The sequence below is a fragment of the Streptomyces sp. AHA2 genome, assembly GCF_036857595.1.
GTDB lineage: Bacteria > Actinomycetota > Actinomycetes > Streptomycetales > Streptomycetaceae > Streptomyces.
Genome location: NZ_JAUQWJ010000003.1, coordinates 64,713 through 85,105, shown reverse-complemented (window position 1 = coordinate 85,105; position 20,393 = coordinate 64,713). Strand labels below are relative to the sequence as shown.

Sequence of the window (20,393 nt, the reverse complement as noted above, 5' to 3'; positions counted from 1 at the left end):
ATCCCCCCGTGCGGGCCCGGCCGCGTCCGGAGGCCCGTTCAGGGGCGCCAATACCCGAGCGCGTGCACCCGCTGCTTGGGCAACCCCAGTTCCTTGCGGACGTACGCCGCGAGCGCGCGGGTCGTCGCCGTGTCGCAGGCGATCCACACGTACGGGTCGGACGTGCCTCGCAGCAGCTCCGGCAGCTCCGACCTCACCCGGTCGACCAGGTGGGCGCCGGAGTCCTGGCGCGGCACCGTGCGCAGCTCGTGCCGGGCCGGATCGGTGCGGAACGGCAGGTCGTCGTCGCCGCCCTCGAACCAGACGGTGGCCGGGGCGGAACCGAGGGCGCCCAGCAGGGAGTTGATGGCGGGCAGGGAGGCCGGGTCGCCCACGGCGAAGACGTGGGAGGGGGCCGGGGAAGGGTGCTCGAACCCGGTGCCCTGGACGGTGGCCTCGATGGTGTCGCCGGGCTGGGCCGCCCGGGCCCAGTCGCTGGCGCACCCCTCGTGCAGGGCGAACTCCAGGGCGAAGGTGCCGGTCTCCGGGTCGGGGTCGACCAGGGTGTAGGCCCGCTGGTGGGGCTTGCCCGCGTTGTCGAACCACAGGCGGACCCACATGGTCGGGTGCACCCCGGTCGCGGCGAGCAGACCGCCGTCGGTGAAGCGCAGCCGCCGGTAGTCCGGTGTGACGTCCTCGCCGTCCGTCACGGTGAACCGGAAATCCTTCGCGCGCAGCAGTTTGAGGACCGCGCCCTCCCAACCCCGCCCCTGCCCCATCGCGTGGTCACCCTTCACGTACGATTTCGCCACATTGACTTAGGCAAGCCTAACCTAAAGGTAAGTGAGGGCACAGCGTGGTCACCGAGATCTACCGTGACGCCTGGGGCATTCCGCATCTGCGCGCGGGCGGTGCGGCCGAACTCGCCCACGCGCAGGGCCGCGTCACCGCCCGGGACCGGGCCTGGCAGCTGGAGGTCGAGCGCCACCGGGCCCGGGGAACCTCGGCGTCCTTCCTGGGCGGGAGCGCCCTGGCCTGGGACCGGTTCGCCAGACGCGCCAGACTCGACGACACGGCCAGACGGTGCTTCGCGGACCTGGAGAGACGCGACCCGGAGACGGCGCAGTGGGTGCGGGCGTACGTCGACGGGGTCAACGCGGGCCTGGCGGAGCCCACCGGCGCCCCCGAGTTCGCCCGCGCCGGCCTCGTCCCCGGCCGCTGGGAGCCCTGGACGCCACTCGGCGTCTGGCTCGCCACGCACATCCTCTTCGCCGGTTTCCCGGCCAAGCTCTGGCGCGAGCAGGTCGTGGCGCATCTGGGCGCCGACGCGGTGGGGCTGTTCGCCACCGACGGCCCGGGCACCTCCGGCAGCAACGGCTGGCTGGTCGGCGGGGAGCGGACCGTCACCGGGCAGGCCGTCATCGCCGGCGACCCGCACCGCTTCATCGAGGAACCCGGCGTCTACCAGCAGATCCACCTGTCCTGCCCGGAGTTCGACGTCGTCGGCCTCGCCGTGCCCGGGGTCCCCGGCATCGCCCACTTCGGGCACACCGGGACGGTCGCCTGGGCCATCACCAACGCCATGGCCGACTACCAGGACCTGTACCGGGAACGGCTGCGGCGCACCGGCGCCGGGGTGGAGGCGCTCGGGCCGGACGGCACCTGGCACCGGGCGTCCCGGCACACGGAGGTCGTGGAGGTCGCCGGTGAGGAGCCGGTCGAGGTCGAGGTGATCGAGACCGGTCGCGGGCCCGTGATCATCGGCGGCCCCGAAGGGCTCGACGGCGACCCGGCGGACCCGTCCGGCGTGCCCGTGGCGGTCAGCCTGCGCCACCCGCCGCGCGTCACCGGCGACCTCGGCTTCGGCGCCCTGCTGCCGCTGCTGCGGGCCCGCCGCGTCGCCGACGTGGACCGGGCCCTGGACCTGTGGGCCGAACCGGTCAACGTCGTCCAGGCCGCCGACACCGAGGGCGGTGTGCTGCACCGCGTGGCCGGGCGGGTGCCGCTGCGCGCCGACGCCAACCGCGTGCGTCTGGTGCCCGCCTGGGAGCCCGGGCACGACTGGCACGGCTGGCACGAGTCACCACGGGCCGGACTCACCGACGGCGTCGCCGTCATGGCCAACCAGCGGGGCCCCGCGCGACCCCTCGGCGTCGAGTTCGCCCCGCCCCACCGCCACGACCGCATCGCCGCGCTGCTGGCCGCGAAGGACCGCTGGTCGGCAGCGGACATGCCCGCCGTGCACATGGACACCCACCTGGCCTCCGCCACCGCGCTGCTGGACCTGCTCCGCTCCCTGGACGCCCTGACGCCCGGGGCCGCCGCGCTGCGCGACCGGCTCCTCGCCTGGGACCGCCGCATGGACGCCGGAAGCGCCGACGCGGCCCTGTACGCGGCCGTGCGCTCGGCGCTCGTACGGCGGCTCGCGGCGCACCCGGCGTTCGCCGCCCTCACCGTGCCACCGGCGTACCCGGAACTCTTCCGCCCGTGGCTCGCCCTGCTCCCGCGCATCGGCTTCGCCCTCGAACACCTGCTGACCGCCGACGCCTTGTACGGCGTCGACCGCCCGGCGGCCGTCCGGGAGGCCGTCGAGGAGGTGGCCCTGCGGCCACCGGCCGGGGTCTGGGGCGACACCCACCGGCTCGCCCCCTGGCGGGCCCTGGAGCCCGAGCGCCCCGTCGACGAGCCGGGCCTGTCCGGGGACCACGACTGCGTGCTGTGCACCTCCGGCGTGCCGGGCCTGACCGACCTGGCCGCCCGCGGCCCGGCCGCCCGCTACGTCTGGGACCTGGCCCGGCGCGAGGACAGCCGCTGGGTGGTCCCGCTCGGCGCCTCCGGCGTGCCCGGCTCCCCCCACCACCGCGACCAGCTCCCCCTGTGGCTCGGGGGAGACCTCGTCCCGGTCGTCACCGACTGGGACCGGCTGAAGAAGGAGACCGATGTCTGACCCGTACGCCTCCCGCACGCCCGTCCACGAGCAGGTCGCGGACGGGCTCGGCACCGTCCGGGTGCTGCCGCTGGACCCGGAGGCCGACGCCGGGGTGATCCACCGCTGGGTGAGCGAGGACCGCGCCGCCTTCTGGGGCATGACCGGCCTGACCGAGCGACAGGTCGCGGACACCTACGCCCACATGGAGACGCTCCCCAGCCACCACGCGTTCCTGGTCGTCCGGGACGCCGAGCCGGTCGCGGTCCTGCAGACCTACGAACCGGAGGCCGACCGTGTCGGCGAGTGCTACGAGGTGCGCCCCGGCGACATCGGCGTCCACCTGCTGCTCGCTCCCGCCGGACCCGGCGGCGGACAGCCGGGCTGGACCTCCCGCCTGGTGGCCGTCATCGCCGCCTACGTCCTGCTGGTCCTGGACCGCCGGCGGATCGTGGTCGACCCCGACGTGGCCAACGAGAAGGCGGTGGCCCGCTTCCTCAAGCAGGGCTTCACACCGGGGCCGGTCGTCGTCCTGCCCGAGGTCGACCTGCCGGACGTGTACCTGCCGGAGAAGAAGGCCCAGCTCGCCTTCCTGGACCGGGAGATACTCTTCCCCGCGTGACGCCCGACGAGCTCATCGCGCACTACGGCCTCGAACCGATCCCCGCCGAAGGCGGCCTGTTCCGCCGGACCTGGGCCGGGCCGCAGCGTCCCGACGGCAGGCCGGAGGGCACGGCGATCGTCGCCCTGCTCACCGCGGACGACTTCTCCGCCCTCCACCGCCTGCCCTCGGACGAGATCTGGCACCACTACCTGGGCGACCCCCTGGAGCTGCTGCTGCTCGCCCCCGACGGCGGCACCCGCACGGAGGTCCTGGGGCCGGACGTCCTGCGGGGCCAGCACGTCCAGTTCACGGTCCCGGCGGGCACCTGGATGGGCGGCAGGGTCCGCGCGGGCGGCTCGTGGACGCTGTTCGGCTGCACGATGGCCCCCGGCTTCACCTTCCAGGGCTACGAGCACGGCGACGCGGCGGAACTGGCGGCGCGTTATCCGGCGGCCGCCGCCGGGATCGCGGGTCTGGCCCGGCCCTTGTAGCCGGCCGGGGCCGGGCCCCGGCCGGGCACCGCGTGAGCGGGGCACCGATTCCCGGCTCGCGTGGGCACGGGCCGGACCCGCGCACCGCGCGGGCACGGGACCGATTCCGCGGACCGCGTGAGCACGGCACCCGTTCCGCCCGTACATGACCGGAAGCCGTAGGACCCGACCCGACCCCGGAGAAGCACGTGGAGCACCGCCGGAACGAGGAGCGCGATGTCGCACGCCCCCGGCGGGCCCGGGCCCTGGTGCTGCTCGGCACCGTGCTGGCCCTGCTCCTCCTCGGCGCCGGCCCCGCCTCGGCCCACGCGGCCCTCAGCGGCACCGACCCCGGCGACGGGTCCGTCGTCCAGCGGGCGCCCCGCCACGTCACCCTGACCTTCACCGAGTCGGTCGGCCTGCTCGACGACTCCTTCCGGGTGTTCGGGCCCGACCAGCGCCGCGTCCGCACCGGCGAGGCCACGCACGCCGAGGGCCGTTCCGAGACGGCCCGGGTCACCCTGCCCGCCGGACTCGCCCAGGGCACCTACACGGTGGCCTGGCGGGTGGTGTCCGCCGACAGCCACCCCGTCTCGGGCGCGTTCAGCTTCTCGGTCGGCAAACGTTCCGCGACCACGGCCCAGGTCGGCACCGGCCCCGCCGAGGACCCCCTCACGGGCGGCCTGCACGACGCCGCCCGCTACGTCGCCTACCTCGCCGCCGCCCTGCTGGTCGGCACCGCCGCGTTCGTCCTGCTGTGCCGGCCGGCGCACCCGTCCGCCCTGCGCCGGCCCGCGTTCGGCGCCTGGTGGGCGCTGCTCGGCGCCACGGTCGCCCTGCTCCTGCTGCGCGCCCCGTACGAAGCGGGGACGGGCCCGGCCTCGGCCTTCGACACTGAGGCCCTCGGCAACACCCTGACCGGCCGTCCGGGCCAGGCCCTGCTCGCGAGACTGGCCGTCCTCCTGGTCACGGCGGCCTTCGCCCTGTGGCTGTCCCGGCACCGCGCGGACGGCCGGGGGCCGCTGCACCGGGGTTCCCTCCCGCTCGCCGGGGGCACGGTCCTGGCCGTCGCACTGGCCCTGACCTGGGCGGCGGCCGAGCACGCCTCCGCCGGCATCCAGGTGCCGCTGGCGATGACGTCGTCCGTGGCGCACCTGCTGGCGACGGGCGTGTGGCTCGGCGGCCTGGCCGCACTGCTGCTGGTGTCGCGCCGCGGCACGGGCGAGGACCTGACGCGGATCGTGCCCCTCTTCTCCCGGATCGCCTTCGCCTCGGTCACCGTCCTGGCGGTCACGGGCCTCTACCAGTCCTGGCGCGGCCTCGGCTCCCTGTCCGCGCTGAGCGGCACCCCGTACGGCCGCCTGCTGCTCGCGAAGCTGGCCGGGGTGGGAGCGCTGCTGCTGGTGGCCCGCTACTCGCGCCGCTGGACCGCCCGGATCGCGGCCCCGGCGCCCGCCCGGGCCGCCGCCGTCCCGGCGCGGGTCCCGCAGCCGGTCGGCGCGGCGCCGGGGAAGCCGGGGGGTGACGACGGCCCGGAGCCGGGAGGGCCGGCAGGGCCGGACACCGGGGGGCCGGACCCGGATGACACCGAGGGCACCGGGGGCCCCGGCGGCCACGACAGGCCCACCGCACCTGGCCGCCCCGACCGCCGCCCCGAGATCCCGGACGGGACCAGCGGCCCCGAGGGCCCCGGCAGTCCCGGCGAGCCGCCCCGGGGCCCCGTCGGACTCGACGATCCCGGCACCCGGCGGCGTGGTCTGCGGCGATCGGTGCTCGCCGAGGTCGCCGTCGCCGCCGTCGTGCTGCTGATCACCACCGTGCTCACCGGGACGCTGCCCGGGCGCGCCCAGGCCGAGGCGGCGCGGCAGGCCCCGGCCGGCGCGCTGCCGCCCACCGCGGAGGTGGTCGTCCCCTTCGACACGGGCGGGGACGGCGTGACCGGCCGCGGCAACGTCTACGTCACGCTCGACCCGGCCCGGGTCGGGGACAACGGCGTGACGGCCGTGGTCCACGGCTCCGACACCGGCCTGGTCGTCGTCCCCGAGGTCCGCATCACCTTCACCCTGCCCTCACGCGAGGTCGGCCCCATCGACGCCGGGGTCGGGGACCGGGGCGGCTACTGGGGCACCAACGCCGTCAACCTGCCGCTCGCCGGGAACTGGACGATGAGGACGACCGTGCGGGTGTCGGACGTGGATCAGGTGACGGTGGAGAAGAAGGTGCGGATCGCGCCCTAGGCACCCCTGCGGCACTCGGCCGGGTGCCGTCGAGCAGGTGGATCATGGTCTGTGCGGCGCGCACGGCGGCGTCGCCGCAGCAGTTGTTGAACAGCACGTGGACCCGGTCGGCCTTCCCGGCCATCGCGCGCACCCGGGGCAGCCACTCGGCGAGTTCGTCCTCGCCGTACGCGTACCGGAACCGGTCCTCCTTGCTGCCGGTGCCCCAGGCGGTGCTGCGGCCGTGGAAGCGGACCACGGCCAGCCGGGGCGAGGTCACCGGCGTCACGGGCGGGACGGAGGAGGGCAGCGACTGCGTCATGTCGACGGCGACGGCGGCCATGCCGTACCGGGCGAGCAGCGCCACGGTGCCCTCGGCCCGGTCCGGTTCCCACCAGGACGGGTGCCGGAACTCCACGGCGAGCGGCCAGCCCTCGGTCCGCGCGGCGCACTCCGCCAGGAACGCCTCCGCCCTCCGCCCCGGCCGGAACCACGGCGGGAACTGGAACAGCACACTCCCGAGCCGCCCGGCCCGCCGCAACGGCTCGACACCGGCGGCGAAACGGGCCCACACCTCGTCGAGCACCCGGGGGTCCCGGGGGTCGGCCGGCAAGCCGTCCGGCATCACGGCCGGCCGGGTGGGATGCCCGGTCAGCAGCGAGAACGCCTTCACGTCGAACACGAACCCGTCCGGGGTGCGCTCGGCCCACAGCAGGCTGTTCCGCTCACCGGGCAGCGCGTAGTACGAGGAGTCGACCTCGACGACCCCGAACCGCTCGGCGTAGTGCCGTAACCGGCCCTCGGCGTCCCGCCGGCCCGGCGGATACCAGCCGCCGGCGACCAGGGCCTTGTCGGTCCAGGAGCACGTGCCCACGAGGATCTCACCCATGGGGGAGCGGTTACCCGGACCGGGCGGCGGCAGGCTCGCCCCACTTCCGGCCGCGGCACGGTGAGGGCCCTCCCGATCGGGGTAAACAGGTCATAACCGTGTATTCCGGGGATAGGCCGAGCCCCCGCGAGAGCGAGATGACCGATCATGGAGCAGCCCGTCACCATCGGCCGGGCCACCCGGTCGTCGTCCGGACCGGCACCCGAAGCCGTCGACGCCCTCGTCGGCGAGGCCCTCACGGCCCGCGTCACCCTCGACGAACACGGCGTGGTGACCGGCTGGAACGCCGGCGCGGAGGAGCTGCTCGGGTATGCGGCCGGACAGATGACCGGCCGCCGTGCCGCGGACCTGCTGGCCGAGCCGATCCCGCTGCGCGGCGGCCTGCCGGACCTGGCGGCACTGCCGCGCTGGAACGGTGACGTCCCCCTGCGCCATCGCGACGGCCGCACGCTGACCGCCAGGATCCTCGCCCACCACCGGCCGCCGGGCTCCGGCGCGCCCGCCTGGCTGCTCGTCTCCGCCCTCGCGGGCCCCGGTCCCGGCACCGGCCCGGACGACGAGCTGGTCGGCTGGAGCTTCGCCCAGTCCCCGTGCTGCGCCATGGCGCTCTACGACACCCGGCTGAGACTGCGGCGGGCCAACGCCGACATGGAACGCGCCACGGCCCTCACCGAGGAGGAGATGCGGGGCCTGCGGGTGTCCGAGATCATCGACGACGACTCCGGCGGGCGTGCGGAACGCGGCATGGCCCGGGTGCTCACGACCGGTGAGCCCCAGTACGAGGAGAACTACCTGCGCGCCCCCGGCGAGCAGCACGAGCACGCCTGGTCGGTCTTCATGTCGGCCCTGCGCGACCGGCAGGACGTCATCCGGGGCGTCTGTCTCGCCGCGCACGACATGACGGAGCAGTTCTGGGCCCGCAAGCGCCTGCAGCTGGTCGCCGAGGCGGGGCGGCGCATCGGCACCACCCTCGACGTGACCCGCACCGCCCAGGAGCTGGCGGACGTGACCGTCCCCGAGCTCGCCGACTTCGTCAGCGTCGACCTGCTGGCCGCACTGGAGGACCTGCCCGAACCGTCCGGGCGGACCGTCCCGGCGGAAGGCCCGCTGCTGCTGCGGCGGACCGCGCTGCGCTCGCGGATCCCCGGGGCACCCGAGGCGGTCGTGGCCCCCGGCGCCGTGGACGCCTACCCCGCGGGTTCGGCGCCCTACGAGAGCCTGCGCACGGGGCAGCCGGTGCTGCACGCGCCGGACGACCCGGCGTTCACCGGGTGGCTCGCCCGCGACGCCGCCCGCTCCGCGCGCTACCGGGCGTTCGGCATCCACTCCGTGATGAGCGTGCCGCTCGTCGCCCGCGGCACGACCCTGGGCGTGGCGTACTTCGTGCGCCACCGCAACACCGAGGTCTTCCGGCACGACGACCTGGTGCTGGCGGGGGAACTCACGGCCCGGGCGGCCGTCAGCATCGACAACGCCCGCCGCTACACGCGCGAGCGGGACACCGCCGTCACGCTCCAGCGCAGCCTGCTGCCGCAGCGGCTGCCCAGGCAGGCGGCGGTCGAGGTCGCCTCCCGCTATCTGCCGGCCGGCGGGCACGCCGGGGTCGGCGGCGACTGGTTCGACGTCATCCCGCTGTCCGGGGCCCGGGTGGCCCTGGTCGTCGGGGACGTCGTGGGCCACGGGCTGCACGCCAGCGCGACCATGGGCCGGCTGCGCACGGCGGTGCGCACCCTGGCCGACATCGACCTGCCCTGCGACGAACTGCTGACCCATCTGGACGACCTGGTGGCCCGGCTGAACACCGAGGACGAGGGAGGCGAGGCCGGCGGGCCCGCACCCGCCCCGGCCTTCGCCGGAGCCTCCGACCCCGCCTCCAGGACCGCCGCGGACGTCGGCACCACCTGCCTGTACGCCGTCTACGACCCGGTCTCCCGGCGCTGCTGCTTCTCCGCCGCCGGGCACCCCCGGCCGGCCGTGGTGGGCCCCGACGGCACCGTCGACCTGCTCGCCCTCCCGGCCGGGCCCCCGCTCGGCGTGGGCGGACTGCCGTACGAGGCGACCGAGGTGGAACTCCCCGAGGGCAGCCTGCTCGCGCTGTACACCAACGGCCTGATCGAGACCGAGGACCACGACCTCGACACCGGGGTCGGCCGGCTGCGCCGCGCCCTGGCCCGGCCCGCGGCCTCGCTGGACGCCCTGTGCGACGCGGTGCTCGCCGACCTGCTGCCGCCGCGCCCGGTGGACGACGTGGCCCTGCTCCTCGCCCGCACCCGGGTGCTGCACGACGACCGGGTGGCCACCTGGTCGGTGCCGCCCGAGCCGTCCGCCGTCGCGCAGGCCCGCAAGGACGTGGTGGCGCAGCTGGAGCGGTGGGGGCTGCCGGACGCCGTGTTCGTCACCGAACTGGTCGTCAGTGAACTCGTCACCAACGCCATCCGGCACGCCGAGCCGCCGGTGCGGCTCCGGCTGATCCGCGACACGAGCCTGATCTGCGAGGTCTCCGACGGCGGCAGCACCGCCCCCCACCTGCGCCGCGCCCGCAGCTACGACGAGGGCGGCCGCGGCCTGCTGCTGGTGGCGCAGCTGACGGAGCGCTGGGGTACCCGGCAGACCGCGACCGGCAAGACCATCTGGGCGGAACAGCCCCTGACCCGTCCCTGAGAAACCCTGGAGACCACCCGCCACGGCCCCGTCCCACCCACACGGCAAGGATCACCGACGACGGATGCAGACCTTCCTCCCCTACGCGGACTTCCACGAGACGGCCCTCGCCCTGGACCGCCGCAGGCTCGGCAAACAGCGGGTCGAGGCGCTCCAGGTGCTGCGCGGCCTGGTCGTCCCGGACTACGGCTGGCGCAACCACCCGGCGGTGCGGATGTGGGTCGGCTACGAGGAGGCCCTGGTCCGCTACGGCCTGGAGATCTGCCGGGTCTGGCGCGACCGGGGCCACCAGGACACCTGCGCCGCCACGATGGTGGCCGACCTCGCCGCGGCCCGTCCGCACGCCCCGATCCGTGACCAGTCGGCTCTGGCCGCCGAGGGCGAACTCCCGCCCTGGCTGGGCGACGGCCCGTTCCACCGCAGCCACCGCTCGGCCCTGGTCCGCAAGGACCCCGAGACCTACGCGCGACTCTTCCCGGGCGTCCCGGACGACCTGCCGTACGTCTGGCCCGACTCCGACCGCCGGCCGTAGACGCTCCCGCGTGCGAGGGAGCGGGCGGGCACGCGCGCCGCGGCCTTTCCCCGTGCGGCCGGATCGGCGGGCCACGGGTGAGGCGCCGGCGGCAGTCAGCCCCGTCGGCCGGCTCGCGGAGGAGGCGCTAGGCGGCCCGGCGGCGCGACGGGCGCCTGTCCGGGGCGGGCTGCGGCGCCTCCTCGGGCAGGAACGTGTCGTCCTCCCCGAAGTCGGGGGCCTGGAAGGGGTCCGTCACCGGCGGCGGGGACGCTGCGGCGGAACGGCTCGGGTGCCCTTCCACGGCGGAGAACAGCGAAGTCGATTCGATGAGAGGTCTCTTTTCCCTGTGAGCGGGCCCGCGAAGGACCCGTGCGTGCCGTGTCCCGGCACGGAGGATTACAGCTTGGTCATCTTGGCGTAGGGGCTCGGGATCCGTACGGGCGCTGAACCGAAGTCCACGAGCGCCGCGATTCCGTCCTCGATGCCGATGACCCGGCCGAGGCCGTACATGTCGTGGGTGACCTGGTCTCCCACGGCGAAGTGCTTGGGGGCCGGTGCGACCGGGGCCTTGAAGGGGCTGGTCGGCAGATGGCGCTTCGGAGCTGAAGGCTTAGTCATTGCCCCCAGTATGCGGCCACCGGCGCCCGACGCACCGCGCCTGCCCCCTGCGGATCTTCCGAAACGGCGGCACAGAGGTGACACCCCGCACGACGAAGGCCCCGACCGGCAACCGGTCGGGGCCTTGCATCTGCCCTGTCGGGCGGAGGCGGAGGATACGAGATTCGAACTCGTGAGGGGTTGCCCCCAACACGCTTTCCAAGCGTGCGCCCTAGGCCTCTAGGCGAATCCTCCGCCGGAAACATTACATGACCGAGAGGAGTGCTCGCGAACTCGTTCCCCGCCCCCGACATCAGGTAGCCTTGGCGCAGCCCCTCACGCGGCGCTATCTGACTGAACTCCCCCAGGGCCGGAAGGCAGCAAGGGTAGGTCGGCTCTGGCGGGTGCGTGGGGGGCGTCTGCGTTCCGCGACGGCTCCGGGATTCTCCGCCCCCGCCTCCGTCTCCCGGCCGGGGCCCGATGTCACCGGCCGCCTATAACCTCGTAGGCGTGTCGTCTCTCGCTCTGTACCGCCGCTACCGCCCGGAGACCTTCGCCGAGGTCATCGGGCAGGAGCATGTCACCGACCCGTTGCAGCAGGCGCTGCGCAACAACCGGGTCAACCACGCGTACCTGTTCAGCGGGCCGCGCGGCTGTGGCAAGACGACCAGCGCGCGCATCCTGGCCCGCTGCCTGAACTGCGAGCAGGGCCCCACGCCCACCCCGTGCGGCGAGTGCCACTCCTGCCAGGACCTCGCACGCAACGGCCCCGGCTCCATCGACGTCATCGAGATCGACGCCGCTTCCCACGGAGGCGTGGACGACGCCCGTGACCTGCGCGAGAAGGCCTTCTTCGGACCGGCCCGCAGCCGGTACAAGATCTACATCATCGACGAGGCCCACATGGTCACGTCGGCCGGCTTCAACGCGCTGCTGAAGGTCGTCGAGGAGCCCCCGGAGCACCTCAAGTTCATCTTCGCCACCACCGAGCCCGAGAAGGTCATCGGGACGATCCGCTCCCGGACCCACCACTACCCCTTCCGGCTCGTCCCGCCCGGCACCCTCCGGGAGTACCTGGGCGAGGTGTGCCAGAAGGAGGGCATCCCGGTCGAGGACGGGGTGCTCCCGCTGGTCGTGCGCGCCGGCGCCGGATCCGTGCGTGACTCGATGTCCGTCATGGACCAGCTGCTCGCCGGTGCCGCCTCGGACGGTGTGACATACGCCATGGCCACGTCCCTGCTCGGGTACACCGAGGGCTCGCTGCTCGACTCCGTCGTCGAGGCGTTCGCCACGGGTGACGGGGCCGCCGCCTTCGAGGTGGTCGACCGGGTGATCGAGGGCGGCAACGACCCGCGCCGGTTCGTCGCCGACCTGCTGGAGCGGCTGCGCGACCTCGTCATCCTGGCCGCCGTCCCGGACGCCGCCGAGAAGGGGCTGATCGACGCCCCCGCCGACGTCGTCGAGCGGATGCAGGCCCAGGCCGGCACCTTCGGGCCCGCCGAGCTGAGCCGCGCCGCCGACCTGGTCAACGAGGGCCTCACGGAGATGCGCGGCGCCCACTCGCCCCGTCTCCAGCTCGAACTGATCTGCGCCCGCGTGCTGCTCCCCGCCGCCTACGGCGACGAGCGGTCCGTCATGGCCCGCCTGGACCGCGTCGAGCGCGGCGTGAGCTTCTCCGCGGCCCCCGCGGCCGGTATGCCTCCGACGGGGTACGTGCCCGGGCCGGAGGCCCACGCCCAGCCCGCACCGCCGGTCCAGCCCGGGGGCGGCCCTGCCGCGGCCCGCGCGGCGGTCCGGACGTCCGGCGGTCCCGGCGCCCCCGCCGACCAGGGCAGCGGCGGCCCCACGGCACCCGCCCCGGCCGGCCCCGGCGCATCACAGGGCCCTGCCCCGGCCGCGCCCGCCGACACCCCCGCCCCGCCCGCGCCCGGCCACGGCGCCGCACCCGCCCCACCCGCGCCCGGCCACGGCGCACCCCCGCAACCGGCGCCGTCCGCACAGCCTGCACAGCCCGCACAGCCGCCGCAGGCCCCGGCACCCCCCGCCCCCGCTCCCGGCGCGTGGCCCACGGCCGCCTCCGCCGGCGGTGGCCGCCGCCCCGGCGGCTGGCCCACCGCCGCCGCGGGCTCACCCGCCCCCGGCGCCCCGGCCGCGGGCCCCTCCGCGCCGACCACCCCCGCGCCCGCGCCGCAGGCCGCGCAGTCCTCCCCCTCGGCCCCGCCCCAGGCGGCTCCCGCCGCGCCCCCCGCCGGGGGACTCGACCCGCGCATGCTGTGGCCGAACATCCTGGAAGCGGTCAAGAACCGCCGCCGCTTCACCTGGATCCTGCTCAGCCAGAACGCCCAGGTGGCCGGCTTCGACGGCACGACCCTCCAGCTCGGCTTCGTCAACGCGGGCGCCCGGGACAACTTCCTGAGCAGCGGCAGCGAGGATGTTCTGCGCCAGGCACTGGGCGAGCAGTTCCACGTGCAGTGGAAGATCGAGGCGATCGTCGACCCCTCGGGCGGCTCCGCGCCCCCGGCCGCCGGCGGCCCCGCGGGCTTCGGCGGCGGTTCGGGCGCGGCCCCGGCCCCGGGCGGCTACGGCGGTTCCGCCGCGGCCACCGGCTCCGGCGCCCACGGCGGTGGCTTCGGCTCCGGCGGTGGAGGGGGGACGGCGACGGCCCAGCGTCCGGCCCCGGCGGCGTCGGCGGCCCCGGCCCGGCAGTCGGCACCCGCGACCTCCGCACCGGTCCCCCCGCGCTCCGCGCCCGAGCCGCGCCACGTCTCCGTCGAGGAGGACATCCCCGAGGACGACGACCCCGACCTGGACGAATCGGCCCTCTCCGGCCAGGAGCTGATCGTCAGGGAGCTGGGGGCGACGGTGGTGGAGGAGTTCACCAACGAGTAGCGGGCGGCGTCCCGCAAGGGCCGCGGATGCGCCTCGCTCGTAGGATCCTCCAGCCGGCCGCGGCCCTGGGATTCGGAAGCCCGCACAAGGGAGCACCGGCGGCTGCCGTTAGGCTGACCCCCGTGAAGGTCCTCGTCATCGGCAGCGGCGCCCGCGAACACGCCCTGTGCCACTCCCTGTCCCACGACCCCGACGTCACGGCGCTGCACTGCGCCCCCGGCAACGCCGGCATCGCCGAGGTCGCCGAGCTGCACCAGGTCGACGCCCTGGACGGCGCCGCCGTCACCGCGCTGGCCACCCGGCTCGGCGCGGGGCTGGTGGTCGTCGGCCCGGAGGCGCCGCTCGTCGCCGGTGTCGCCGACGCCGTACGCGAGGCGGGCATCCCGGTGTTCGGCCCGTCCGGCGAGGCCGCGCAGCTCGAGGGCTCCAAGGCCTTCGCGAAGGACGTCATGGCGGCGGCCGGGGTGCCCACGGCCCGGTCGTACGTGTGCACGACGGCGGAGGAGGTCGACACCGCCCTCGACGCCTTCGGCGCCCCCTACGTCGTCAAGGACGACGGCCTGGCCGCCGGCAAGGGCGTCGTCGTCACCGACGACCTGCGCGCGGCCCGGGACCATGCCGCCGCCTGCGAGCGCGTGGTCATCGAGGAGTACCTCGACGGCCCCGAGGTGTCCCTGTTCGCCGTCACCGACGGCGAGACGGTCGTACCGCTCCAGCCCGCCCAGGACTTCAAGCGCGCCCTGAACGGCGACGAAGGGCCCAACACCGGCGGCATGGGCGCGTACTCGCCGCTGCCCTGGGCCGATCCGAAGCTGGTCGACGAGGTGCTGCAGACCGTGCTGCAGCCGACCGTGGACGAGATGAGGCGGCGCGGCACCCCGTTCTCCGGGCTGCTCTACGCCGGTCTCGCGATCACCTCGCGCGGTGTGCGCGTGATCGAGTTCAACGCCCGTTTCGGCGACCCGGAGACCCAGGTCGTGCTGGCCCGGCTGAAGACGCCGCTCGCCGGTCTGCTGCTGGCCGCCGCCACCGGGACCCTCGCCGACCTGGAACCGCTGCGCTGGAGCGACGACGCGGCCGTGACCGTGGTCGTCGCCTCGCACAACTACCCGGGCACCCCGCGCACCGGCGACCCGATCACCGGCCTGGACGAGGTCGCCGCCCAGGACGCCCCGCACGCGTACGTGCTGCACGCCGGCACCAGGCGGGAGGGCGACGCCGTCGTCAGCGCGGGCGGCCGGGTCCTGTCCGTCACGGCCACGGGCAAGGACCTCACCGAGGCCCGCGACCGCGCCTACACGGCCGTCGCCCGCATCCGCCTCGACGGCTCCCAGCACCGCACCGACATCGCCGCGAAGGCGGCCGGGGCGTAACCGTCCCGCGGCCGGGCGGGCACCGGCCCCGGCCGCCGATGAACCCCGCAGGCCCCGGATCCGTCTCAGGATCCGGGGCCTGACGCGTACGGGGAGCCGTCGGCGGGAGCGACCTGATCGTCGTGCCGTCCGTCATCAGCTCTCCCCAAAGCCATTCCATCGAGTGACCGATGCCGTATCCGGCTGACGGGGGGAGAACCCCCAACTATGGTGCCGCGCAAGCGTTCCGGCACTTGGCCCACCGGCATTGCGATGTCAGTGACGGGTGCCACAGTGGGGGAGTGAGCAAGGGAAGCGTCAGGTCTACGGGGAGGGGGTGAGGTCGGTCGTGACCGGAATGGGTGTGGAGGCGGGAGCGCAGGCCGCGCGGGCGCGGGCACTGGTCGTGCTGCGCATGCGCAGCCGTGCGCTGGCCGTCGCCCTGCTGCCCGCCGCCGTCGCCGTGATCCTGCTGGCGGGCGCCGCGGGCGGCCGCCTCGAGGGTCCCGTGTGGGACGCGACCCGCTGGGTCCTGACGCCGGTCGCGGCGCTCGTGCTGCTCGCCGCGGGCGGGATCGCCCTGGTCGTGGCCCGGGCCCGGCCCGCCATGAGCCCGACCGTCGCGATCGCCGAGGAGGCGGCCCCCGACCTGTACCGGATGGTGCGCGACCTCGCCGACCGTCTCGACGTCCCGGCGCCCTCCGCCATAGCGCTCACCCCGGACTGCGACAGCTGGCTCGAGGACCGGACGCACCCGGCCCACGGACCGCCCCCCGTCGAGGAGCACGAGGACATAGCGGGCTCGGGACGGCACGCCCACCGCAGGCAGCCGGTCGCCCCGGTCCTGGTCATCGGTTCCCCGTTCCTGTGGTGGATGCGCGTCGGCGAGCTGCGCGCGGTCCTCGCCCCGGTCGTCGCCGGTACGGGCCCCTCGGCCCACCCCGACATAGCCGCCGCCCGGCGCTTCGTCCGGGGCCTGGACGCCGCGGTCGCCGTATCCTCGGCGCCCCGCCGCGAGCCGCTGAGCCGGGCCGTGCTCGCGGGGGTCGGCTGGGTGGCCCGGCTGCTCCTGCGCAGCTGCCGCGGGCACGCCGCCGAGATGGAACGGGGCGTGGCGTCCGCGGCCGCTGAGCGTGCACAGGCTGTGGACTACGGGCTGCGGATCGTCGCCCAGGAGCAGGTCGGCCTGGCGTACGCGGGCTGGGACCGGCTGCTGACCCGGGTGGCGCTGCCGGCCTGGCGGATGGGCCGCTGGCCCTCCCGGCTGGACGCCGGTGTCGTCGCGGCGCTCACCGAGCTGTCCCGGCGGGACCGCCTGGCCGAGGGATTCGCGTCCCGGCTCGGCGAGCGGCCCGCCTGCGATCTGCTCGAGGAGCCGGGCGCGGTCGACGAGGCCGCCTCCCTGCTCGCCGCGCGCCTCTTCCACGGCGGCCCGGCCGGGACCGGGCCCGACTGGTCGCCCGTGGACTGGAGCGAGTATCCGGAGGAGGTCGTGGACCGCAAGTGGCGTCTCGACGCCGCCCGGCTGCACCGGGTCCTCGACGCCATGGGGGTCCGCCCGGCCACGGGGGACACACCCCCGGCCTCCGCCGCCCCGACCCTGTCCCGGGTCCTCGACCACCTCACGGAGCCGGACCCCGCCTGGCCCCCCGGCCCGCCCTGCACGATCACCGCCCCGGGATACAGCCCGGCCGCTCCGGCGGTCGGCCTCACGGCTCCGGCGGCCGGCCCCGCCGTCCCCGGGCCGGACCGCCGCGCCGCCCCGGGGACCGGCGCCGCCGGACCGCTGCAGAAGTCCACCGGCACCGGTACCGGCACCCCCGCCGGTACGCCCCCGCCCGGGGACGTGGGCGCAGCGTCCTTCGCCGACGACGAGGACCTCGCCGACACGACCCCCCGCAGCGCCGCCCTCGCCGCCCGGCTCAGCGCCGAGCTGGCCCGCGAGGAGGCCCCGCCCCCGCACGCCGCGACCGCCGGCCCCGGCCCGGTGACCCCTCACGCGGCCGCCGGCCCCGACCCCGCGGCCCTCTGGGACGACCGTGCCCTGCCGCTCTTCCCCCTCCAGCCCCCGCGCACGGCCCGCGAGCTGCTGGCCGACCACCTCACGGCGATGGTCTGCTGCGCGGCGATGGACAGCGCCGGTGCCACCCCGGGCCTGGACTGGCTGGACGGCCCGACCCTGCTGGTGGACGGCGAGCGCACGGCCGATCTCGCCCCCAAGGTGCTCACGCTGATCGAGGACGGCAACGCGGTCCCGCTGCGCGCCTGGCTCGCCGAGCTGGGGATACGCCCCGAGAAGCCGGTCCGGCTCGCCTGACCGGGCCGGACCCGCTGCGGAGTGTCACCTTCCGCTTCTGACCGATTCACAACGAACAGTGACGGAGCGCACGCGTCATGTGATGTGCTTGGAACGTCGCGCGCATGGCAAGGGCTGGCGGAATACGACAAACACATAAGCACGCGGGCCGCACGCGCCTCACCCGGCCACGGGCACCGGGCGACCGCACGCACGGCCCGCGACGGTACCGACGGCCCGCGACCACGCGCACGGCACGGGAACCGCGCCCGGGCACGTGACCGCACGCACGGGCGGGCGACCACCGCGCCCGCGGCACGTCCTGCACCACACGCGCCCGCGCGCACGCACACAGCAGAAGAGAGCGCACACACCGGTACGCACGATCACGGGGGCCAAGGGGAGGGGAAGCCACCATGGGTTCGGAGCAGACTCGGCGCTGGGAGTCGGGAGCACTGGCGCACGCCGTGACGGATCCCTTCGGGCAGGGCCCCGTGCCCTGGCTGCGCGGCAACGTGACGTACTTCGACGACACCGGTCAGGTCGTCCCCTGGTACGTCGACCAGGACGCGGCCCCCGGGCCGGGAAAGGGGACCCGCTCCGGCGGCGGCCCCCGCGCGGCCGACGACGTGCACCTGCAGATCAAGGGCTTCACCTCCACCGGCGCGGTGGCGCCCGGCGAGGCCATCGACTTCCACGTCACCGTCGACCCGCCGCAGGAGTTCGGCGTCGACGTCTACCGCATCGGCCACTACGGCGGTGACGGCGCCGCGAAGATCACCACCAGTCCCCGCCTGTCCGGCATCGTGCAGCCCCCGCCCCTCGCCGCGGACCGCACGGTCTCCTGCCACCACTGGTGGCTGTCGTGGCGCCTGCAGGTCCCCTCGTACTGGAACGTCGGGGCGTACGTCGCGGTCCTCACCACGGCCGATGGCCACCGCTCCCACGTGCCCTTCACCGTCCGGCACGACCAGCCGGCCGACCTGCTGCTCGTGCTGCCCGACGTGACCTGGCAGGCGTACAACCTCTACCCGGAGGACGGCCGCACGGGCGCGAGCCTGTACCACGCCTGGGACGAGGAGGGCCGCCTGCTGGGCGAGTCGCAGGCCGCCACCACGGTCTCCTTCGACCGCCCCTACGCGGGCGCCGGGCTGCCCCTGCACGTCGGCCACGCCTACGACGTCATCCGCTGGGCCGAGCGCTACGGCTACGACCTCGCCTACGCCCACGCCTCCGACCTGCACGCGGGGCGCGTCGACCCGGCCCGGTACCGCGGACTGATCTTCCCCGGGCACGACGAGTACTGGTCGGCCGACATGCGCCGCACCGTCGAGGTCGCCCGCGACGCCGGCACCTCGCTGGTGTTCCTGTCCGCCAACTCGATGTACTGGCAGGTGGAGCTGGGCCCCTCCCCCTCCGGCGTCCCGGACCGGTTGCTGACCTGCCGCAAGCGCAGGGGCCCGGGCAAACCGGTGCTGTGGCGGGAGATCGACCGGGCGGAGCAGCAGCTCCTGGGCATCCAGTACGCCGGGCCGGTCCCCGAGCCCCACCCGCTGGTCGTGCGCAACGCCGGGCACTGGCTGTGGGAGGCGTCCGGCGCCCACGAGGGCGACGAGATCGAGAACCTGGTGGCGGGCGAGGCAGACCGCTACTTCCCGCGCACCGCGCTGCCCGAGCACGAGGAGCGGATCCTGCTCGCCCACTCCCCGTACACGGACCAGCAGGGCACGCTCCGCCACCAGGAGACCTCCCTGTACCGCGCGCCCTCCGGGGCCTGGGTCTTCGCAGCAGGAACGTTCGCCTGGTCCCCGGCCCTCGACCGCCCCGGCCACGTCGACGAGCGGGTCCAGCGGGCGACCGCGAATCTCCTGGACCGCATCTGCAAACGCGACTGACCCGCTGTCCGCGACCGGTCTCCCATACGGGAGAATCGAGCCACTTGGACAGAACCACGGGGAGGAACCGTGTCCGGATTCGTCGAAAAACCCGAGCCGATCGAGGTTCCGGGTCTGGTGCACCTGCACACCGGCAAGGTGCGCGAGCTGTACCGGAACGAGGCGGGCGACCTCGTGATGGTCGCCAGCGACCGCATCTCCGCCTACGACTGGGTGCTGCCGACCGAGATCCCCGACAAGGGGCGGATCCTCACCCAGCTGTCCCTGTGGTGGTTCGACCGGCTCTCCGACCTGGTCCCGAACCACGTCCTGAGCACGGACCTGCCCGCGGGCGCCCCCGCCGACTGGGAGGGCCGCACGCTCGTCTGCAAGAACCTCCGGATGATCCCCGTGGAGTGCGTGGCCCGCGGCTACCTCACCGGCTCCGGCCTCGCCGAGTACGACGAGACCCGCACGGTCTGCGGCCTCGCCCTGCCGGAGGGCCTGACCGACGGCAGCGAACTGCCCGCCCCGATCTTCACCCCGGCCACCAAGGCCGAGGTCGGCGAGCACGACGAGAACGTCTCCTACGAGGAGGTCGCCCGTCAGGTCGGCGCCGACACCGCGGCCCGGCTGCGCCAGGCGACCCTCGCGGTCTACTCCCGCGGCCGGGACATCGCCCGGGAGCGCGGCATCATCCTGGCGGACACCAAGTTCGAGTTCGGCTTCGACGGCGACACCCTGGTCCTCGCCGACGAGGTCCTGACCGCGGACTCCTCCCGCTTCTGGCCGGCCGACCAGTGGGAGCCGGGCCGGGCGCAGCCGTCGTACGACAAGCAGTTCGTGCGCGACTGGCTGACCTCGGCGGAGTCCGGCTGGGACCGCGGGAGCGAGCAGCCGCCCCCGGCCCTGCCGCAGCAGGTCGTCGACGCCACGCGCGCCAAGTACGTGGAGGCGTACGAGCGCCTCACCGGCACGAGCTGGTCGTAGGAAACGGACAAGCCCCCCGGCCGGAACCGGGGGGCTTGTCACTGGAGCGAACGACGAGGTTCGAACTCGCGACCTCAACCTTGGCAAGGTTGCGCTCTACCAACTGAGCTACGTTCGCATGCGCCGTGGCGCGGGA

Annotated in this window: 14 protein-coding genes, 2 tRNA genes and 1 other RNA gene; 12 read left to right on the top strand and 5 right to left on the bottom strand. The window is 75.1% G+C overall.

Translation table 11 applies throughout. The annotated features are described in order from the left end of the window. Nucleotides 1–38: 38 nt before the first annotated feature. Nucleotides 39–758 (bottom strand): siderophore-interacting protein, encoded by a 720-nt coding sequence (locus Q5694_RS07670; RefSeq protein WP_333931609.1) that lies wholly within the window; start codon nt 756–758, stop codon nt 39–41. A gap of 77 nt (nt 759–835) precedes the next feature. Between Q5694_RS07670 and Q5694_RS07665 the strand changes: the two genes are divergently transcribed. From Q5694_RS07665 to Q5694_RS07650, 4 genes are all read left to right on the top strand, one after another. Beyond that, on the top strand, nt 836–2,926 hold the full coding sequence (locus tag Q5694_RS07665; protein ID WP_333931608.1) for a penicillin acylase family protein: 2,091 nt from the start codon (nt 836–838) through the stop codon (nt 2,924–2,926). Further along, on the top strand, nt 2,919–3,527 hold the full coding sequence (locus tag Q5694_RS07660) for a GNAT family N-acetyltransferase (protein ID WP_333931607.1): 609 nt from the start codon (nt 2,919–2,921) through the stop codon (nt 3,525–3,527). Before Q5694_RS07665 ends, Q5694_RS07660 begins: the two co-directional genes overlap by 8 nt. After that, nucleotides 3,524–4,000: a cupin domain-containing protein gene (locus tag Q5694_RS07655; protein WP_333931606.1), complete on the top strand. Its 477-nt coding sequence runs from the start codon at nt 3,524–3,526 to the stop codon at nt 3,998–4,000. Before Q5694_RS07660 ends, Q5694_RS07655 begins: the two co-directional genes overlap by 4 nt. A 248-nt stretch (nt 4,001–4,248) precedes the next feature. Beyond that, nucleotides 4,249–6,216, top strand: a complete 1,968-nt coding sequence (locus tag Q5694_RS07650; protein ID WP_333932300.1) for a copper resistance CopC/CopD family protein — start codon at nt 4,249–4,251, stop codon at nt 6,214–6,216. On the opposite strand, the gene Q5694_RS07645 is transcribed toward Q5694_RS07650, so the two are convergent. Then, the gene (locus Q5694_RS07645; protein ID WP_333931605.1) at nt 6,116–7,084 is read right to left on the bottom strand and encodes a DUF72 domain-containing protein; all 969 of its coding nucleotides are present in this window, start codon (nt 7,082–7,084) and stop codon (nt 6,116–6,118) included. The two genes, Q5694_RS07650 and Q5694_RS07645, sit on opposite strands and share 101 nt — an antisense overlap. Nucleotides 7,085–7,231: 147 nt before the next feature. Here Q5694_RS07645 and Q5694_RS07640 point away from each other — a divergent pair, with 147 nt between their 5' ends. Continuing rightward, nucleotides 7,232–9,745 carry an ATP-binding SpoIIE family protein phosphatase gene (locus Q5694_RS07640; RefSeq protein ID WP_333931603.1) on the top strand — a complete coding sequence of 838 codons (2,514 nt, stop codon included), beginning with the start codon at nt 7,232–7,234 and terminating at the stop codon, nt 9,743–9,745. A gap of 64 nt (nt 9,746–9,809) precedes the next feature. Further along, nucleotides 9,810–10,277 carry an MSMEG_6728 family protein gene (locus Q5694_RS07635; RefSeq protein ID WP_333931601.1) on the top strand — a complete coding sequence of 156 codons (468 nt, stop codon included), beginning with the start codon at nt 9,810–9,812 and terminating at the stop codon, nt 10,275–10,277. A 378-nt stretch (nt 10,278–10,655) separates the two neighbouring features. Here the strand turns inward: Q5694_RS07635 and Q5694_RS07630 are convergent, their stop codons facing one another. Together Q5694_RS07630 and Q5694_RS07625 are read right to left on the bottom strand one after the other, a co-directional pair. After that, entirely contained in the window at nt 10,656–10,877 is a 222-nt protein-coding gene (locus Q5694_RS07630; RefSeq protein WP_333931599.1) for a hypothetical protein, read from the bottom strand. A gap of 149 nt (nt 10,878–11,026) precedes the next feature. Continuing rightward, nucleotides 11,027–11,111 (bottom strand) — tRNA-Ser (locus Q5694_RS07625). Between the two features lie 73 nt (nt 11,112–11,184). Between Q5694_RS07625 and ffs the strand changes: the two genes are divergently transcribed. The 6 genes from ffs to Q5694_RS07595 all read left to right on the top strand — a co-directional run bounded on the left by ffs (nt 11,185) and on the right by Q5694_RS07595 (nt 20,257). Next, nucleotides 11,185–11,279, top strand: an RNA gene (ffs, locus tag Q5694_RS07620) — signal recognition particle sRNA small type. Nucleotides 11,280–11,366: 87 nt separating this feature from the next. Further along, complete coding sequence (locus tag Q5694_RS07615) at nt 11,367–13,745, top strand: DNA polymerase III subunit gamma and tau (RefSeq protein WP_333931598.1); 2,379 nt, start codon at nt 11,367–11,369, stop codon at nt 13,743–13,745. Nucleotides 13,746–13,867: 122 nt separating this feature from the next. Beyond that, on the top strand, nt 13,868–15,118 hold the full coding sequence (purD, locus tag Q5694_RS07610; protein ID WP_333931597.1) for a phosphoribosylamine--glycine ligase: 1,251 nt from the start codon (nt 13,868–13,870) through the stop codon (nt 15,116–15,118). Between the two features lie 337 nt (nt 15,119–15,455). After that, entirely contained in the window at nt 15,456–17,414 is a 1,959-nt protein-coding gene (locus Q5694_RS07605) for a hypothetical protein (RefSeq protein ID WP_333932299.1), read from the top strand. Between the two features lie 395 nt (nt 17,415–17,809). Then, complete coding sequence (locus Q5694_RS07600) at nt 17,810–19,288, top strand: N,N-dimethylformamidase beta subunit family domain-containing protein (protein WP_333931596.1); 1,479 nt, start codon at nt 17,810–17,812, stop codon at nt 19,286–19,288. A gap of 69 nt (nt 19,289–19,357) precedes the next feature. Next, nucleotides 19,358–20,257, top strand: coding sequence for a phosphoribosylaminoimidazolesuccinocarboxamide synthase (locus Q5694_RS07595; RefSeq protein ID WP_333931594.1), 900 nt, complete (start codon nt 19,358–19,360; stop codon nt 20,255–20,257). 42 nt (nt 20,258–20,299) lie between these two features. Here Q5694_RS07595 and Q5694_RS07590 read toward each other — a convergent pair. Continuing rightward, nucleotides 20,300–20,375, bottom strand: a tRNA-Gly gene (locus Q5694_RS07590). Nucleotides 20,376–20,393 lie beyond the last annotated feature (18 nt).

Bases quoted from the DNA above. Each gene is read 5' to 3' on its own strand.
- Q5694_RS07670 (WP_333931609.1), bottom strand. From the start codon at position 758: ATGGGGCAGGGGCGGGGTTGGGAGGGCGCGGTCCTCAAACTGCTGCGC.
- Q5694_RS07660 (WP_333931607.1), top strand. From the start codon at position 2,919: ATGTCTGACCCGTACGCCTCCCGCACGCCCGTCCACGAGCAGGTCGCG.
- Q5694_RS07645 (WP_333931605.1), bottom strand. From the start codon at position 7,084: ATGGGTGAGATCCTCGTGGGCACGTGCTCCTGGACCGACAAGGCCCTG.
- Q5694_RS07640 (WP_333931603.1), top strand. From the start codon at position 7,232: ATGGAGCAGCCCGTCACCATCGGCCGGGCCACCCGGTCGTCGTCCGGA.
- Q5694_RS07635 (WP_333931601.1), top strand. From the start codon at position 9,810: ATGCAGACCTTCCTCCCCTACGCGGACTTCCACGAGACGGCCCTCGCC.
- Q5694_RS07630 (WP_333931599.1), bottom strand. From the start codon at position 10,877: ATGACTAAGCCTTCAGCTCCGAAGCGCCATCTGCCGACCAGCCCCTTC.
- Q5694_RS07605 (WP_333932299.1), top strand. From the start codon at position 15,456: ATGGGTGTGGAGGCGGGAGCGCAGGCCGCGCGGGCGCGGGCACTGGTC.
- Q5694_RS07600 (WP_333931596.1), top strand. From the start codon at position 17,810: ATGGGTTCGGAGCAGACTCGGCGCTGGGAGTCGGGAGCACTGGCGCAC.